General features: G+C 60.5%; 12 protein-coding genes and 1 pseudogene. 4 read left to right on the plus strand and 9 right to left on the minus strand.

The genetic code is table 11. The features are described from left to right. The first annotated feature begins 68 nt into the window (after positions 1–68). A complete protein-coding gene (gene betT, locus C2E19_RS02335) occupies positions 69–2,030 on the plus strand; it encodes a choline transporter BetT (protein WP_164979464.1) in 1,962 nt (653 codons plus the stop codon). A 24-nt stretch (positions 2,031–2,054) separates the two neighbouring features. Here betT and C2E19_RS02340 read toward each other — a convergent pair whose 3' ends face one another. Beyond that, positions 2,055–2,315, minus strand: coding sequence for a hypothetical protein (locus tag C2E19_RS02340; RefSeq protein WP_129387566.1), 261 nt, complete (start codon positions 2,313–2,315; stop codon positions 2,055–2,057). A gap of 189 nt (positions 2,316–2,504) precedes the next feature. Then, entirely contained in the window at positions 2,505–3,542 is a 1,038-nt protein-coding gene (locus C2E19_RS02345; protein ID WP_129387569.1) for a LacI family DNA-binding transcriptional regulator, read from the minus strand. Between the two features lie 206 nt (positions 3,543–3,748). On the opposite strand from C2E19_RS02345, the gene C2E19_RS02350 reads away from it, so the two are divergent. From C2E19_RS02350 to mgrA, 3 genes are all read left to right on the plus strand, one after another. Further along, the gene (locus tag C2E19_RS02350; RefSeq protein WP_129387572.1) at positions 3,749–5,974 is read left to right on the plus strand and encodes a TonB-dependent receptor; all 2,226 of its coding nucleotides are present in this window, start codon (positions 3,749–3,751) and stop codon (positions 5,972–5,974) included. 1 nt (position 5,975) lies between these two features. Then, positions 5,976–7,295 (plus strand): LLM class flavin-dependent oxidoreductase, encoded by a 1,320-nt coding sequence (locus C2E19_RS02355; protein WP_129387575.1) that lies wholly within the window; start codon positions 5,976–5,978, stop codon positions 7,293–7,295. Between the two features lie 110 nt (positions 7,296–7,405). Further along, positions 7,406–8,443, plus strand: a complete 1,038-nt coding sequence (gene mgrA, locus C2E19_RS02360) for an L-glyceraldehyde 3-phosphate reductase (protein ID WP_129387578.1) — start codon at positions 7,406–7,408, stop codon at positions 8,441–8,443. Between the two features lie 212 nt (positions 8,444–8,655). On the opposite strand, the gene tauD is transcribed toward mgrA, so the two are convergent. From tauD to C2E19_RS02395, 7 genes and pseudogenes are all read right to left on the minus strand, one after another. After that, positions 8,656–9,498 carry a taurine dioxygenase gene (gene tauD / locus C2E19_RS02365; RefSeq protein WP_129387581.1) on the minus strand — a complete coding sequence of 281 codons (843 nt, stop codon included), beginning with the start codon at positions 9,496–9,498 and terminating at the stop codon, positions 8,656–8,658. A gap of 143 nt (positions 9,499–9,641) precedes the next feature. After that, a complete protein-coding gene (gene tauC / locus C2E19_RS02370) occupies positions 9,642–10,481 on the minus strand; it encodes a taurine ABC transporter permease TauC (RefSeq protein WP_129387584.1) in 840 nt (279 codons plus the stop codon). After that, the gene (gene tauB, locus C2E19_RS02375) at positions 10,478–11,272 is read right to left on the minus strand and encodes a taurine ABC transporter ATP-binding subunit (protein ID WP_129387587.1); all 795 of its coding nucleotides are present in this window, start codon (positions 11,270–11,272) and stop codon (positions 10,478–10,480) included. The genes tauC and tauB overlap by 4 nt, the downstream gene beginning before the upstream one ends. A 16-nt stretch (positions 11,273–11,288) precedes the next feature. Next, entirely contained in the window at positions 11,289–12,266 is a 978-nt protein-coding gene (tauA, locus tag C2E19_RS02380) for a taurine ABC transporter substrate-binding protein (RefSeq protein WP_129387590.1), read from the minus strand. 331 nt (positions 12,267–12,597) lie between these two features. After that, complete coding sequence (gene gshA, locus C2E19_RS02385) at positions 12,598–14,181, minus strand: glutamate--cysteine ligase (protein WP_129387593.1); 1,584 nt, start codon at positions 14,179–14,181, stop codon at positions 12,598–12,600. Positions 14,182–14,426: 245 nt separating this feature from the next. Further along, positions 14,427–14,806 (minus strand): annotated as a pseudogene (locus C2E19_RS02390) (PaaI family thioesterase). Next, positions 14,806–17,130 carry a Tex family protein gene (locus C2E19_RS02395; RefSeq protein WP_129387596.1) on the minus strand — a complete coding sequence of 775 codons (2,325 nt, stop codon included), beginning with the start codon at positions 17,128–17,130 and terminating at the stop codon, positions 14,806–14,808. Before C2E19_RS02395 ends, C2E19_RS02390 begins: the two are co-directional and overlap by 1 nt. Positions 17,131–17,464: the final 334 nt, after the last annotated feature.

Below are 17,464 nucleotides of genomic sequence, written 5' to 3' on the forward strand. Positions count from 1 at the left end.
ACGTTTCAACCCCTCGAGGTGCACGTTTCATGAGTGCATCGTCTACCCCCGCCAGCGGTCTGGTGCGCATGAATCCGCCGGTGTTCTACTTCGCCGCGACGGTCATTCTGCTCTTCGGTCTGGTTGTTATCGCCATGCCTGAACAGGCCGGCGCCTGGCTGCTGGAAGCGCAAAACTGGGCGGCCAACACGGTCGGCTGGTACTACATGCTCGCGATGACCCTGTATCTGGTCTTCGTGGTGGTCACCGCCTTATCCGGCTACGGCAAGATAAAACTCGGTGCCGACCACGACGAACCCGAATTCAGTTACCTGTCCTGGGCCGGCATGCTGTTCGCCGCCGGGATCAGCATCACGCTGTTTTTCTTCTGCGTATCCGAACCGCTGACCCACATGCTCCAGCCGCCACAAGGCGAGGCGGGCACGGCGGATGCGGCGCGCCAGGCGATGCAGATTCTGTTTCTGCACTGGGGCCTGCATGGCTGGGGCGTGTTCGCCTTCGTCGGCATGGCGCTGGCCTATTTCGCTTACCGCCACAACCTGCCGCTGGCTCTGCGTTCGGCGCTGTATCCGCTGATCGGCAAACGCATCAACGGTCCGATCGGTTACGCAGTCGATGGTTTCGGCATTATCGCCACGGTGTTCGGTCTCGGTGCCGACATGGGTTTTGGTGTGCTGCACCTCAACTCCGGCCTCGACTACCTGTTCGGCATCGCGCACACCCAGTGGATTCAGGTCGGCTTGATCACGCTGATGATGGGCGCGGCGATCATTGTTGCGGTCTCCGGCGTCGATAAAGGCGTGCGGGTGATGTCCGACATCAACATGCTGCTGGCCTGTGCGCTGCTGCTGTTCGTGTTGTTCGCCGGGCCGACGCAGCACCTGCTCAACACGTTGATCCAGAACATCGGTGACTACCTCGGCGCTTTGCCGATGAAGAGTTTCGACCTCTACGCCTACGACAAACCGAGCGACTGGCTCGGCGGCTGGACGGTGTTCTACTGGGCCTGGTGGATTGCATGGTCGCCGTTCGTGGGCCTGTTCATCGCACGGATTTCCCGTGGCCGCACCATCCGCGAATTCGTCTTCGGCGTGCTGCTGATTCCGCTCGGTTTCACCCTCGCGTGGATGTCGATCTTCGGCAACAGCGCCATCGATCAGGTGCTCAATCACGGCATGAGCGCGCTCGGCATGTCGGCCATCGACAACCCGTCGATGAGCATTTACCTGCTGCTGGAAACCTACCCGTGGAGCAAAACCGTCATCGCCGTGACGGTGTTCATCAGCTTCGTGTTCTTCGTCACCTCTGCTGATTCCGGCACCGTTGTGCTCTCGACCCTGTCGGCCAAGGGCGGCAATCCGGACGAAGACGGGCCGAAATGGCTGCGGGTGTTCTGGGGCGCGATGACCGCACTGATCACCAGTGCGCTGTTGTTCTCGGGCAGCATCGATGCGCTGAAATCGGCGGTGGTGCTGACCTCGTTGCCGTTCTCGCTGATTCTGTTGCTGATGATGTGGGGCCTGCACAAGGCGTTCTACTTGGAGTCGCAGAAACAGATCGCGCAGTTGCATTCGCTGGCACCGGTCTCCGGTTCGCGGCGCGGCACGGGTGGCTGGCGACAGCGCTTGAGTCAGGCTGTGCATTTCCCGTCGCGCGACGAGGTGTACCGCTTCATGGACACCACGGTGCGCCCGGCGATTGAAGAAGTGACGGCGGTGTTCGTCGAGAAAGGCCTGAACGTGGTCACCCAGCCGGATCCGGCGAATGACAGCGTCAGCCTCGAAATCGGCCACGGTGATGCGCATCCGTTCATCTACCAGGTGCAGATGCGCGGCTACTTCACGCCGTCGTTCGCGCGTGGCGGGATGGGTTCGAAGCAGCTCAACAACCGCCGCTATTACCGCGCCGAAGTGCATTTGAGCGAGGGCAGTCAGGACTACGATCTGGTCGGCTACACCAAAGAGCAGATCATCAACGACATCCTCGACCAGTACGAACGCCACATGCAGTTCCTGCATCTGGTGCGTTGATTGGCAGCTGGGCGCCGGGACGATTTACAACTCGGCGCTCAGCACCATGAACAACACCATCGCCGCCATCGGCACGCCGAACACTGCACTGCCAATCGCTATTTCCGAACCTAGTGGTTGGCCGGCATGCACCACCCCCACCGCGCCATTAATCACCGTCAACGCCAGCCACAGGGCGGCGAAGCTGTAGGCCATGGTCTGACGGCTGAAGCCGATGCGTTCGCCGATGTAGAGCATGAGGGCGAGCAGGACCAGGCCGAAGAAAATGATGATGGCGGTGTGCATGGGGCGTTCTGCCTGATGAAGGTGCAGTGCCGGGAAGAGCCCCTTCGCGAGCAGGCTCGCTCCCACTATGGATCTCGGCTGGACATAAATTTCATGTACACAGGAAATCCCTGTGGGAGCGAGCCTGCTCGCGAAAGGGCCACCTCTGTGTCCTTTAGAGCATAGCCAATCCAGCCCCTGCCATACTCATCAGGTACTTTCGCGTTCGATAACTTGGCATTGCAGCAGATTCAGGCGTTGTATCTCGTCGCTCGGCAACACGCCAAGGCTTTCCAATACGCGTGTCGCGGCCAGTACGCCAATCTCCAGTGCCGGTGGTTTGATCGTGCTCAGGCTGGGCAGGAGCATCTCGGCGAACGGGTAGTCGCCGAAGCCGAGAACGGCGCAGTCTTCAGGGATTTTCAAACCGGCGCGTTGCCCGGCGAGCAGGCCGCCGGCGGCGAGGTTGTCGTTGGCGAAGATGATTGCGTCCGGGCGCGGTGAGGTGTTCATCAAGGCGTCCATCGCCTGTTTGCCGGCCTCGAATGGTGCGCGGTCAGCGTCAGGGGCGAACACCCACGGTGCCAGGCCGGACTCTCGTAAGGTCGCCGCGTAACCGTCGCGGCGTTCCAAGGCACTGAAGTCGCCCGCAGCACTGTTCTGCACGAAGGCGATACGTCGATAACCTTTTCCCAGCAGATACTTCGCCGCTGTCACGCCCACGTCGAAATGCGAAAAGCCGATCTGCATCGGCTCGCGATCCGGCTGGTAATCCCAAGTCTCGATCACCGGCACATCGGCTTCGGCGATCATCTTTTCGGTACCGGCACTGTGAAAGTGACTGGTCAGCACCAGCGCCGCTGGCGACCAGCCGAGAAACGCGCGCACCGCGTTTTCTTCCTGCTCGGTGCTGAAGTAACTCGACGCCAGCAACAGCTGGTAGCCATGACGGCTGAGCGTGTCGCTGAAGCCTTGAATGGTGTTGGCGAAGATCGGCCCTGAGATGTTCGGAATGACCATGCCGACGATTTTCCCCCGCGCCGAGGCCAGCCCGCCGGCCACCAGATTCGGTACGTAACCCAACTCGGCCACCACTGCCGCAATCCGCTCGCGGCGCTCGGGCGAAACCTGCTCCGGCTGATTGAAATAACGCGACACGGTGATCGCCGAAACCCCGGCCTCACGCGCCACGGCATTAAGGGTCACACGTCCGGCACCACGGCGCTTGCGGGGCTTTTCTTCGCTCACGGGTCGATCCTTGTTAAAAACAAAATCGCATATAAAAGTAATTTTTCAGTATTGGACGCTCTATGTGCGGCTTGCCAATACTGTCGATGTTAGCGCTAACAAAGCGCGTTGTCTGCTACTCGCTCGAGCGAATGCCCAAGACACCGATGCAGGCGCTGTCGTCGCAGAACGGCAGCGGATCAGGGCCATTTTGGAGCGGGCAAAGCATGCACAACATTGCTGGGGCGACACACACATTGGCGCGGTCAATTCGCGCCGCTGGCTGGTTACTGACAGGGCTGGCGGCGCTGCCGTTGACCAACGCATTCGCCGCTGAGAGTAGCGATCAAGAGCCAACGCTGAAGTCGGTGACCGTCACCGCGACCCGCCGCGAAGAGTCGCTGCAGAAGGTGCCGGTCGCGGTTTCGGTGATCGACGGCGAGCAGCTTGAACGCGATAACCGCAACGGTGTAGCGAGCATTGTTCAGCAAGTGCCGTCGCTGAATTTCCGCACCGGTGCGTCGAACAAGGACACCTCGTTATTCGTACGTGGCGTCGGCACGATTTCCACCTCCCCCGGCGTCGAGCCAACCGTGGCCACGGTGATCGATGGCGTGGTGTATGCGCGTCCGGGTCAGGCGACCATGGACCTGCTGGATCTGGAGCGCGTCGAGGTTTTGCGCGGTCCGCAAGGCACGCTGTTCGGCAAGAACGCCTCGGCCGGCGTGCTCAACATCACCAGTAAGGCGCCGACCGCCGAGACTCACGGTTACATCGATCAGTCGTACTACAGCGGCAACGAAAGTCGCACCCGTTTCGGCCTCGGCGGCAGCCTGGTTCCGGAGACGTTGAAAGGCTCGATCAGCACGCTGTTCGGCAGCTACGACGGCAACGTCGACAACCAGCACAATGGTCAGGAGGTCAACGGCTACAACCATCGCGGCGTGCGCGGAAAACTCGAATTCACCCCGAATGACGACGTCACCTTCACGCTGATCGCCGACTACATGCAGGCCCATGACGACGGCCCCAACGGCGTGGTCAGCAAGTCGTTGACCCCGGCCTTTGCCAACGCGCTGAGTCCGGCCTATGCCTCCAGCCACAACCGTGACATCAACACCGACACCCGTACTCACGTCGAGGACGTCAACAAAGGTTTGTCCGGTCAGCTCGACTGGCAATTGGGCGATTACACTCTGACGTCGATCACTGCGTGGCGTGGCTGGGACAACACTCAGTATCAGGACGGCGACCGCCTCGGCACGGTGACGGCAGCGTTCCCCGGTACGGCCGACAAAGGCGATCTGGCCTTCGATCAATACTCGCAAGAGCTGCGCCTGGCTTCGCCGAAGGGCGAATTCCTCGAATACGTTGGCGGCCTGTTCTACATGCACGGCAAGGATGAAGAAACCTATCAGCGCACGCTGACAACGACCACGCGCACCGACCGTGGCGTCGCCAACTACAGCACCACCAGCGACAGTTACGCCGTGTTTGGCGAGAGCACGCTGAACTTCACCTCTGACTTTCGTGGCATTGCCGGCCTGCGCTACACCCACGATGATCTCGAATACGATCACCGTCGCGTTTCGACTTCGGTGACCACCGTCAGCGGTATCCAGCCGTCGACCAGCAGCTCAGGTTCCGTCGACGAAGATGGCTGGTCTGGCCGCCTCGGTTTGCAGTACGACTTAAGCGATGCCGTGACCACTTACCTGACCTACTCGCGCGGTTACAAAGGCCCGGCCTACAACGTGTTTTTCAACATGCAGCCGCGCGACACCGAAGCGCTGAAACCGGAGACCTCCAACACTTGGGAGGCGGGGATCAAAGCCACTTCCTGGAACAATCGCCTGACCACCAATCTCGCGGTGTTCCACAGCGAGTACGACAACTACCAGGCGAATTTTTTCGACACCGTCGCCGGGCAAGTGGTGACGCGGTTGATCAACGCCGGCAGCGTCAGCACCGAAGGCGTCGAACTCGATTACGCCCTGCAAGCGACCCAACAATTGAAGCTGTCCGGTGCACTCGCTTACACCCGCGCGCGCATCGACGAATTCGCCTGCCCGGCCGGTGCGGCGGCGTCGTGCAACGTCAACGGCAAACCGCTGCCGTTCAGCCCGGACTGGAAAAGCTACGTGCGCGCCGACTACACGATCCCGCTGGAGAACGGCCTGGATATCGAACTGGGCACCGACTACAGCTGGCAGAGCGAAGTGCAGTACGACATCAGCCAAAACATCGACACCAAGCAGGGCGCGTACGGCATCTGGAACGCCAGCATTGCCTTGGCCGATTACAGCAATGGCTGGCGCGTTGCCTTGCTGGGCAAGAACCTCACCGACAAGTCTTACTCGCCGGTACTCGCCAGCGGTGGCAACTACATCTACCGCGCGGTGCCACGGGATGACGAGCGCTACTTCGGCGTGCAACTGCGCAAGGATTTCTGAGATGAGCAGACAGTTGAAACTCGGCGCGTTTCTCATGGCCACCGGGCACCACGTCGCGGCGTGGCGCCATCCGGATGTACCGGCTGATGCGGGTCTGGATTTCGCCCATTACAAACAGCTGGCGCAGATTGCCGAGGCGGCGAAATTCGATGCGTTGTTTGTCGCTGACAGCGTCGCCGCGCCGACCCAGAACATCGCCAGCCGCATGGCGCGCTCCGATCACTTTGAACCGCTGACGTTGCTCTCGGCCCTGAGTGCGGTGACCGAGCACATCGGCCTGATAGCCACGGCGACCACCAGTTACAACGAGCCGTATCACGTGGCGCGCAAATTCGCTTCGCTCGATCATTTGTCGGGCGGGCGAGCGGGGTGGAATCTGGTGACCTCGGACAATGCTGCCGAGGCGCTGAATTTCGGCCGCGACGAACATATTGGCCATGCCGAACGCTACAGTCGTGCGCGCGAGTTTCATCAGGTGGTCACCGGGCTCTGGGACAGTTGGGAGGACAATGCGTTTTTGCGCGACAAGGCGAGCGGGGTGTATTACGACCCTGCGAAGTTGCACGTGCTGGATCACGTCGGTGAACACTTCAGGGTCAAAGGTCCGCTGAACGTTGCGCGCTCGCCGCAGGGGCAGCCGGTGATCGTTCAGGCCGGCTCTTCCGAAATCGGCCGCGAGTTGGCGGCGCAAACGGCTGAGGTGGTGTTCACCGCGCAGACTTCGCTGGCCAATGCGAAGGCGTTCTACGCCGACCTCAAAGGGCGCTTGCCGAAATACGGGCGCAGCGCCGAATCGCTGAAAATCATGCCGGGGGTTTTTGTCGTGGTCGGCCGTACCGAAGCCGAAGCGCAGGAAAAATGTGAAACGTTTCAGCAATTAGTCGAACCCGAGGTCGGCGTCGCCTTGCTTGGGCGTATGCTGGGCAACTTCGATTTGTCGAAGTACCCGCTGAACGGGCCGTTGCCGGAGTTGCCGTTGACGGAAAGCGGTCAGCAGAGCCGGCAGAAATTGCTCACTGAGCTGGCGGGGCGGGAGAACCTGAGCCTTGCCGAACTGGGGCGCAAGATAGCTGGCGGGCGCGGGCATTACAGCCTGGTCGGTACGCCGCAGCAGATCGCTGATCGTTTGCAGGAATGGTTCGAGCAGGGTGCGGCGGACGGTTTCAACGTGCTGGTGCCGCATCTGCCAGGCGGCCTCGAAGACTTCGCCAACGGCGTGGTACCGGAACTGCAACGTCGTGGGTTGTTTAGAACAGAGTATGAGGGCCGGACGTTGCGCCAGAATCTTGGCCTCGCCCGACCCCACAACAGATTTGTGTAAAAACCTTCGCGAGCAGGCTCGCTCCCACATTTGGAATGCATTTACCTGTGGGAGCGAGCCTGCTCGCGAAGCAGTCGACACCCATTTCAAGACAGACAAGAGAGGATTCGATGACTTACACCGCTGCCGAAAACCGTTATGACTCCATCCCTTACCGCCGCGTCGGGCGCAGTGGTCTGGTGCTGCCGGCGCTGTCGCTGGGGCTGTGGCACAACTTCGGCGACAGCACGCCGATCGACACCCAGCGCGCGTTGTTGCGTACCGCGTTCGATCTGGGCATCAACCACTTCGACCTGGCCAACAACTACGGCCCGCCGTACGGCAGTGCCGAGATCAATTTCGGCCGTTTGCTGCGTGAAGATTTCAAGCAGTATCGCGACGAGCTGATCATCTCCAGCAAGGCCGGTTGGGACATGTGGCCCGGCCCTTACGGTCAGGGCGGCGGCTCGCGCAAATACGTGCTGGCCAGCCTCGACCAGAGCCTGCAACGCCTCGGTCTCGACTATGTGGATATCTTCTATTCGCACCGCTTCGACCCGGACACCCCGCTGGAAGAAACCGCCAGTGCCCTCGCCACTGCCGTGCAACAGGGCAAGGCGTTGTACATCGGTATCTCGTCGTATTCCGGCGTGAAAACCCGCGAAATGGCCGCGCTGTTGAAAGAGTGGAAAGTGCCGTTACTGATTCACCAACCGGCGTACAACCTGCTCAATCGCTGGGTGGAAAAAGACCTGCTCGATACCACCGAAGAACTCGGCACCGGCGTGATCGCTTTCACGCCGCTGGCGCAAGGTCTGCTCACCGACAAATACCTCAACGGCGTGCCGGCGGATGCGCGGGTCAATCGTCCGGGCGGTGGCTCGCTGCAGGCTTCGCACTTGTCCGACGCCAACATCGCTCACGTGCGCGCACTGAACGAGATCGCCAAGCGTCGTGGTCAGAGCCTGGCGCAACTGGCGCTGGCGTGGACGCTGCGTGATCCCCGGGTGACCTCGGCACTGATCGGTGCGAGCCGGCCGGAGCAGATTATCGAGAACGTCGGCGCGTTGAAGAATTTGAGCTTCAGTGCTGAAGAACTGGCGGAGATTGACCGCTTTGCCCAAGAGGGCGGGATCAACCTGTGGGAGAAGCCTTCGACGGCGGAGTGATGACGATTGGGTTGTATCAGCAAGATCCAACCCCCTCACCCCAGCCCTCTCCCCCAGGGGGGCGAGGGGGAAAGGGAGCCGATCTTCATGCCTTTCAAAGCTTGAGTTCAACCCGATATTTCAGGTCGATGTAGCTTGTACAGACACCTCGGTCAGTCCCCTCTCCCTCCGGGAGAGGGTTAGGGTGAGGGGCTTTTGGCTGTAAAAACGGCTCAGCGAAAAAACGGCACATCCCCCAACACCGTCGCTCGCTGCATCACTCGCCGCGCCGGCCGGTAGTCATCCACTGCGTAATGCTGGGTCACGCGGTTGTCCCAGAACGCAATATCGTCCTGCTGCCAGCGCCAGCGAATGGTGAATTCCGGTCGCGTCGCATGGGCGAACAGAAACTTCAGAATCGCCTCGCTCTCGGTTTCCGACAACTCATTGATTTTCGACGTGAAGCCTTCATTGACGAACAACGAGCGCCGCCCACTGACCGGATGCGTGCGTATTACCGGGTGCGACAACGGTGGGTTCTTGCGCCGCGCTTCTTCCCATTGCGCCAGCGCTTGCGGCGTATTGCCGTAGCGTTCCAGCGGAAACGAGCGAGTGAAATCGTGCGTGGCGGTCAGCCCTTCGAGCAAACCTTTCATCGGCGCCGACAGCGCTTCATACGCGGCAATCCCGCTGGCCCACAGCGTGTCGCCACCAAACTCCGGCAGCAATTTCGCGCTGAGTACCGCGCCCATCGCCGGCGTCGGCAGAAAGGTTACGTCGGTGTGCCAGATCGCATTGTCGCGCACGTCGGTGACGGCGGTATCGAGGATCAGCACTTCCGGCTGTTCCGGCACGTTCGGGTAGATCGGGTGAATGTGCAGGTCGCCGAAGTACGCCGCAAAGCGTGCCTGTTGCGATGGTTCGATCGGCTGGTTGCGGAAGAACAGAACCTGGTATTTGAGCAGTGCCTGCTCAATGGCGTCGCGGTGTTCCAGGGACAGCGGCTGGCTGATGTCGACGCCACTGATTTGCGCGCCGAGGGCTGAGCTTAACGGGGTGATGTTGAGGCTGCTCATGGTCTTTCTCTTCAATTGCGGATAACCACCTCCCTGTAGGAGCTGCCGAAGGCTGCGATCTTTTGATCTTGATCTTTTTAAAAACAAGATCAAAAGATCGCAGCCTTCGGCAGCTCCTACAGGGGGTGATTCAAAAAAGTGTTTTAGTGGGCCTGGCCGTGCCACGGCACCAGTTTGCGTTGCAGGGCACGCAGGCCCATTTCCATGGCAAAGGCGATCAGGGCGATGACCAGAATCCCCAGCACCACCACATCAGTGACCAGGAACTGCGCGGCTGACTGCACCATGAAACCCAAGCCGCTGGTGGCGGCGATCAATTCGGCCGCGACCAGCGTCGACCAACCGACACCCAGACCAATGCGCACGCCAGTGAGAATGTCCGGCAGGGCGCTCGGCAGAATCACATGACGAATCAGCTGCACGCGCGTTGCGCCCAGCGACTGCGCTGCGCGCAATTTCGCCGGATCAACCGTGCGCACACCGGTCGCCGTAGCGATGGCGATCGGCGCGAAAATCGCCAGATAGATCAGCAGCACTTTCGACAACTCGCCGATGCCGCACCAGATCACGATCAGCGGCAGATAAGCCAGCGGAGGAATCGGGCGGTAGAACTCGATCAACGGATCGAGTACACCACGGGCGATGCGGTTGGCACCGATGGCAATGCCCACCGGCACGGCGGTCAGAATCGCAAAACCGAGACCCAGACCGATGCGGCTCAGGCTCGCGCCCAGGTGCTGCCACAACGTCGAATCCATGTAGCCGGTGGTCGCCAGCAACCAGCCCTTTTGCAGCACGGCGGACGGGGGCGGCAGGAACAGCGGCTCAATCAAACCGGTGGCGGTTACCGCCCACCAGATCGCTAACAATGCAAACAAGGTCAGCAGACTGATCCAGCGCGTGCTGAGGCTGCGGCGCACCGGAGTCACCACCGATGCGCTGACCGGTTTTACCGCAGCCGAGGAAACGTCGTAACTGCTCATGCGCGCTCCTGCCGTTGCCCGGCGCTGCGTTGCGAGAACACTTTGCTCAGCACGTGTTCGCGGGTTTCGATAAAACGCGGATCGGATTTGATCGCGCGTGCGGACTCGCCGGCGGCGTAGCGCCGACCGAAATCCAGGTGCAGACGCTCAACGATCTGCCCCGGATTCGGCGCGAGCAGAATCAGGTCAGTGGCGAGGAACACCGCTTCTTCAATGTCGTGGGTAATCAGGAAAACCGGCTTGGCGGTGCGTTGCCAGACTTGCAGCAACAGCTCCTGCATCTGTTCGCGGGTGAACGCGTCGAGGGCACCGAAAGGCTCGTCCATCAGCAACACACGCGGGTCAGCAGCGAGGGCGCGGGCGAGGCCGACGCGTTGTTTCTGGCCACCGGAAAGTTGCCAGATCCGGCGGCTTTCGAAACCGGAAAGATCAACCAGTGCGAGCATTTCGCGGGCAATCTTTTCGCGTTTGTCCTTGGCGACGCCGGCCAGTTCCAGACCGAATGCAACGTTGGCCAGCACGTCCTGCCAAGGCAGCAAGGCGTCGTCCTGGAACACCACGCCACGTTCGGCGCTCGGGCCTTTGACCGGCACGCCGTCGAGGGTGATGCGCCCGGTACTCGGTTCAACGAAACCGGCAATCAGGTTCAACAGCGAAGTCTTGCCACTGCCGGACGGGCCGAGGGCGACCAGCAATTGCTGAGGCCCCAGGGTCAGAGAAATATCCGCCAGCACCGGTGTCGGGCTGCCCGGGTACTGTGCGCTGATGCGCTCCAGCTGTAGCAAGGCCATCGCGGTTAACTCCCGATCAGTTGGTGATGTATTTGGCGCTGACGTACGGCGCGTAGTCCGGCAGAACGGCTTCGACCTTGCCTTGCTCCTTGAGGAACGCGGCGGTGTCGGTGATGGCTTTGGTGGTCGGCGCGCCGAGGGTGACGACCTGGTCAGCCGCCAGCGGGTAGACGTTGCCTTGCAACAGCAGCGGAATGTCGCTGGCCTTGGCGCCGGAGAGTTTCACCAGTTTGTCGACGTTGGACTGATCGGCCAGCCAGGCTTTCGGGTCTTTGCGGTAATCGGCGTAGGCGTCGAGGGTGACCTTGGCGAACGCGGTGACGATTTCCGGGTGCTTCTCGGCGAAGTCTTTGCGCACGATCCACGCATCGAAAGTCGGCGCGCCGAACTTGGCCAGCTCGCCGGAAGTGATCAGTACTTTGCCGTTTTCTTTGGCTACGCCGAGTGCCGGATCCCAAACGTAGGTGGCGTCGATATCACCGCGTTTCCACGCAGCAACGATGGCCGGTGGCGCGAGGTTGAGGATGGTGACTTTCGATGGGTCGATGTTCCAGTGCTTCAGCGCGGCGAGCAGGCTGTAGTGACCGGTAGACACGAACGGCACGGCGATTTTCTTGCCGATCAGATCCTGTGGAGTCTTGATGCCGGAACCGTCGCGAGCGACCAGTGCTTCGGCTGCGCCGATCTGAGTGGCGATGAGGAAGGTTTCGACCGGAACTTTGCGGGTGATCGCGGCGGTCAGCGGGCTCGAACCGAGGTAGCCGATCTGCACGTCACCGGAGGCGATGGCGGCGATGATGTCGGCGCCGTTGTCGAACTTGCGCCAGGCGATATCGGCTTTGGTGGCTTTTTCGTAAGCGCCGTCGGCCTGGGCGACTTTCGCCGGGTCAACGGTGGTTTGGTAGGCGACGGTGAGGTCGGCGGCCTGAGCCAGAAAACTCGCGGCAGCCAGAGAGGCTACGGCGAGCAGGCGAAGCGGGAAATTCAGTTTCATTGAACAGCTCCATATCAGGCGACCGAGCGTCGGCGTGAAAGGAGACTAAATGATCTAAGAATCAGTAAATAAATAACTTTTTCGAATGAGCTTATGAGCGGAAAAATCTAAAACTCCGGTCGATTGGGGGGTATTTGAGTTTTAGTTATGGCTTGAGATTTTTTCCCCCTCACCCCAGCCCTCTCCCCCCCAAGGGGGCGAGGGGGAAAGGGAGCCGATCGCTGTGGATTTCAAGGCCTGAGTTCGGCGCGGTATTGCAGGTCGGTGTACTTCGCATCAACATCGTGGTCAGTCCCCTCTCCCTCCGGGAGAGGGCTAGGGTGAGGGGCTTTTAATTGCTGATCGCCAAAATACTCGCCTGATACGACCCGACAAACACATCAAAATCGCCCACCTCGTTCTGCTCCAGCTCAGCCTGCGCTGCCAGCGACGTACGCGCCAACTCCTCAAACTTCGCCTGTTCATCCGCCGCCAACGGCTCGCTGCGGAAAAACTCGGCATGCGCCTGACTCTGACGCAACGAGAACTGCGCAAAGCTTTCCTTGTGCTCAGCCATCGCCGCCAGCACCTGCGCGGATGGCGTCAGGGACGGATCGCTGACCTTGGCCAGTTGCGTATCCAGCGCCTTGCTGTGCGCATCGCCGCCATGGCTCTGGTCCAGCAACGCCGCCAGTGGCGCGATTTGCTCCAGCAGCTCGGCAGCCCAGGTCTTCATTTCGACCGGTTGACCGTCGCGCTGCAATTGCAGACCCGGACGACGACCTTCCTTGACCACGCTGAGGAAGTTCGACGTCGCGTTGCCGCAGGACGTGTTGGTCAGCAACGGACTGTCGTTGAGCGCGCAGTACAGCAGGAACGCATCGAGGAAGCGCGACTCGGTGAGGTCTATGCCCATCGGCAGGAACGGATTGATGTCCAGGCAACGCACTTCAACGTATTGAATGCCACGGGCCACCAGCGCCTGAATCGGCCGCTCGCCGGTGTAGGTCACGCGTTTCGGGCGGATGTTGGAGTAGTACTCGTTTTCGATCTGCAGGATGTTGGTGTTGAGCTGAACCCACTCACCATCCTTGTGCGTGCCGACTTCAACGTACGGTGCGTACGGCGTGGCCACGGCTTTGCGCAAGCTGTCGGTGTAGCTCGCCAGATCGTTGTAGCACGGCGTCAGACCGGCCTGGGCGTTGCTCTGGTAACCGAGGTCGCTCATGCGCAGGCTGGTCGCGTACGGCAGATACAGGGTGTCCGGATCGAGTTGTTCGAGTTGATGCGAACGCCCCCGCAGGAACCCTGCATCCAGCGCTGGCGACGCACCGAACAGGTACATCAGCAGCCAGCTGTAGCGACGGAAATTACGGATCAGTGCGATGTAGGAAAACGACTGGAAGTCGCGATCCGTGCCGACAAAACCTTCGGTTTCGCGCAGCAACGGCCAGAGCTTTTCCGGCAGCGAGAAGTTGTAGTGAATCCCGGCAATGCATTGCATGGTCTTGCCGTAGCGCAGGGCCAGGCCCTTGCGATAGACGTACTTGAGCTGACCGATGTTGGAGGTGCCGTAATAGGCGATCGGAATGTCTTCCTCGGCCGGCAACGGGCACGGCATCGATGGACTCCACAGGTACTCGTTGCCGAGCTTGCTGTAGGCAAAACGATGAATCTTGTCCAGGCTCGCCAGCGTGTCGGCAGGATCCGGCAGGGCAGGCGTGATGAATTCCAGCAGCGACTCGGAATAGTCGGTGGTGATCTGTTCGTTGGTCAGCGCGGAACCCAAGGCTTCGGGGTGCGGCGTTTGCGCCAGGCGACCTTCGCTGGACACGCGCAGGCATTCACGTTCGATACCGTGCAGGCACTGCTCGAGCAGAGAGAGGTTAGCGCGCTCGCCGAGCAGAGCCAGGCGGCGGTTGAGAAGTTCGCTCAATTTGGATTCCTTCACGCGTCAGTCGCCCCAATATGGGGGTGGGCAGGACGGTCTACAAGGGTGAAGTTGAAACTGGCGTTATCGCCTGGTTTTTCTAGCCGGTCAGCCGCACACATACCTGTAGGAGCTGCCGCAGGCTGCGATCTTTTGATCTTGCTATGCAAAACAAAATCAAAAGATCGCAGCCTGCGGCAGCTCCTACAGGATTCGTTGCGCCGAAATTAACTCAAAATGATGACCGGTAGCTACAGGACAGCGAACGTGCCTTGCGCTTTTGCGACCAGTTTGTCGCCCTGCATCACGTCGGCTTCAACCACCAACGTGCGGCGGCCCGGGTGGATAACCCGTGCCGTGCACATGACCTCACCGTCGGAAACGGCGCGGATATAGTTGATCTTGCACTCGATGGTCGCGCTTTGCTGATCGAAGCCGTGGGTGCTGGAACAGGCCAGCCCCATGGCGCGACCAGACTGAACAGCGCGCCACCGTGCAATTTGCCGCCGCGATTGCGCAGTTCGGGTTCCAGCCCCAGGGCGACTTGCGCCACCCCGGTTTCCAGGCTGTGCAGGCGGCAGCCCAACAGCTTGAAAAACGCGCTCTCGACGAGCCCGGCCGGAATTTCCATCAGCGTTTCTTCAACTGCTTGGCGTTTGCGAACAGCGAGGCCATCGCATTGTTCACTGGCGCTGCGGTTGCGGTTTCCTTGCGTGGCGCGTTGTTTGACGGCTGGCGCTGCGCCGAGCCCGGACGCGAACCACGCGCACCGTCGATTTTCTCGCCTGGGGTGTCGCCCATGCGCATCGACAGGCCAACGCGTTTTCGTGGGATGTCGACTTCCATGACCTTCACTTTCACCACATCACCGGCCTTCACCGCTTCGCGTGGGTCCTTGATGAATTTTTCCGACAGCGCCGAGATGTGCACCAGACCGTCCTGATGCACGCCGATGTCGACGAATGCACCGAACGCGGTCACGTTGGTGACGACGCCTTCGAGGATCATCCCCAGTTGCAGGTCTTTCAGATCTTCAACGCCTTCCTGGAACTCCGCAGTCTTGAACTCCGGACGCGGGTCGCGGCCCGGTTTTTCCAGTTCTTGCAGAATGTCGGTGACGGTGGGCAGACCGAACGTCTCGTCGGTGAACTTCTTCGGATCCAGACGCTTGAGGAAGCTTGCGTCGCCGATCAGCGAGCGGATGTCGCGGTCGGTTTCAGCGGCAATACGCTGCACCAGCGGATAGGCTTCCGGGTGCACTGCCGACGAATCCAGCGGGTTGTCGCCGTTCATCACGCGCAAGAAACCGGCAGCCTGTTCGAAGGTTTTTTCGCCCAGACGGGCGACTTTCTTCAGCGCTGCACGGGTTTTGAACGCGCCGTGCTCGTCGCGGTGAGCAACGATGTTTTGCGCCAGCGTCGAGTTGAGGCCGGAGATACGGGCCAGCAGCGCCACCGAAGCGGTGTTCACGTCAACGCCAACGGCGTTTACGCAGTCCTCGACCACAGCGTCCAGACCGCGCGCCAGTTTCAGCTGCGAAACGTCGTGCTGGTATTGGCCGACACCGATGGATTTCGGATCGATTTTCACCAGTTCAGCCAGTGGATCCTGCAGACGACGGGCGATTGAGACGGCGCCACGGATCGACACGTCCAGATCCGGGAATTCCTTCGCCGCCAGTTCCGACGCCGAGTACACCGATGCACCGGCCTCGGAAACCATGACTTTGGTCATCTTCATGGCTGGGTATTTTTTGATCAGCTCGATCGCCAGTTTGTCGGTCTCGCGGCTGGCGGTACCGTTGCCGATGGCGATTAGATCGACCGAGTGCTTGGCGCACAGGGCAGCCAGAATGGCGATGGTCTGATCCCATTTGTTGTGCGGCACGTGCGGGTAAACCGTGGCGTGATCAAGCATCTTGCCGGTCGAATCGACCACGGCCACCTTGCAACCGGTACGCAGGCCCGGGTCGAGGCCCAGGGTTGCGCGCGGGCCAGCCGGGGCGGCCAACAGCAGGTCGTGCAGGTTGTGCGCAAACACGTTGATCGCTTCGGTTTCGGCGCCGTCACGCAGTTCGCCGAGCAGGTCGGTTTCCAGGTGGGTATAGAGCTTGACCTTCCACGTCCAGCGCACCACTTCACCGAGCCATTTGTCGGCCGGACGGTTCTGGTTCTGGATGTTGAATTGCTGGCCGATCATGCCCTCGCACGGGTGCATGGTGCCCGGCAGCTCGTCGCCGACTTTCAGCGCGGAGCTGAGAATGCCTTCGTTACGGCCACGGAAAATCGCCAGCGCACGGTGCGACGGCATGCTTTTCAGCGGCTCATCGTGTTCGAAATAGTCGCGGAACTTGGCGCCTTCTTCTTCCTTGCCGGCGATGACGCGGGCACTGAGGGTGGCTTCCTGTTTCAAGTAGCTGCGCAGTTTTTCCAGCAGGCTGGCGTCTTCGGCGAAGCGTTCCATGAGGATGTATTTGGCGCCTTCGAGGGCTGCCTTGACATCGGCCACGCCTTTTTCGGCATCGACAAAGCGTGCGGCTTCGGTTTCCGGGGCCAGGTTCGGGTCGTTGAACAAGCCATCCGCGAGGTCGCCGAGGCCGGCTTCCAGGGCGATCTGGCCCTTGGTGCGGCGCTTCTGCTTGTACGGCAGGTACAAGTCTTCGAGGCGAGTCTTGGTGTCGGCTAGTTTGATATCGCGTTCGAGGGCCGGGGTGAGTTTGCCTTGCTCTTCGATGCTGGCGAGGATGCTGATACGCCGTTCGTCGAGTTCTCGCAGGTAGCGCAGGCGCTCTTCCAGATGGCGCAACTGGGTGTCATCGAGACTGCCGGTGACTTCTTTCCGGTAACGGGCGATGAAGGGAACGGTTGAGCCTTCATCGAGTAGCGCGACGGCCGCTTCGACCTGTTGTGGGCGTACGCCGAGTTCCTCGGCGATGCGGCTGTTGATGCTGTCCATAAAACCACCTGACATATTGTGAAAGCAGGCTCGCAGGCACGGAAATAAAGGCCCGGAGTCTGGTTGAGCGGCTTGAAGATTGCCGCTGCCTGGGTCAAAAGGCAGACCATTGACCCGTGAAATCGAACAATTACTGCACAGTGCCGGAAAAAGTGCCGGCCATTTACGGTAACGATTCAGACGTTGCCTGGCACAAAACGCCGCGCATTATAACCAGCGTTCTGACATTCGGGGGCGTTGCAGTCTGTAGGCATAAACCCCGGTTTTCTGGCAGTGAAGGAAAAATCTGCTAACAATGCACACGGTGCGTATAACGACAGCTACGCCATAATGC

This window comes from Pseudomonas sp. DTU12.3 (genome assembly GCF_004124275.1).
Classification (GTDB): Bacteria; Pseudomonadota; Gammaproteobacteria; order Pseudomonadales; family Pseudomonadaceae; genus Aquipseudomonas; species Aquipseudomonas helmanticensis.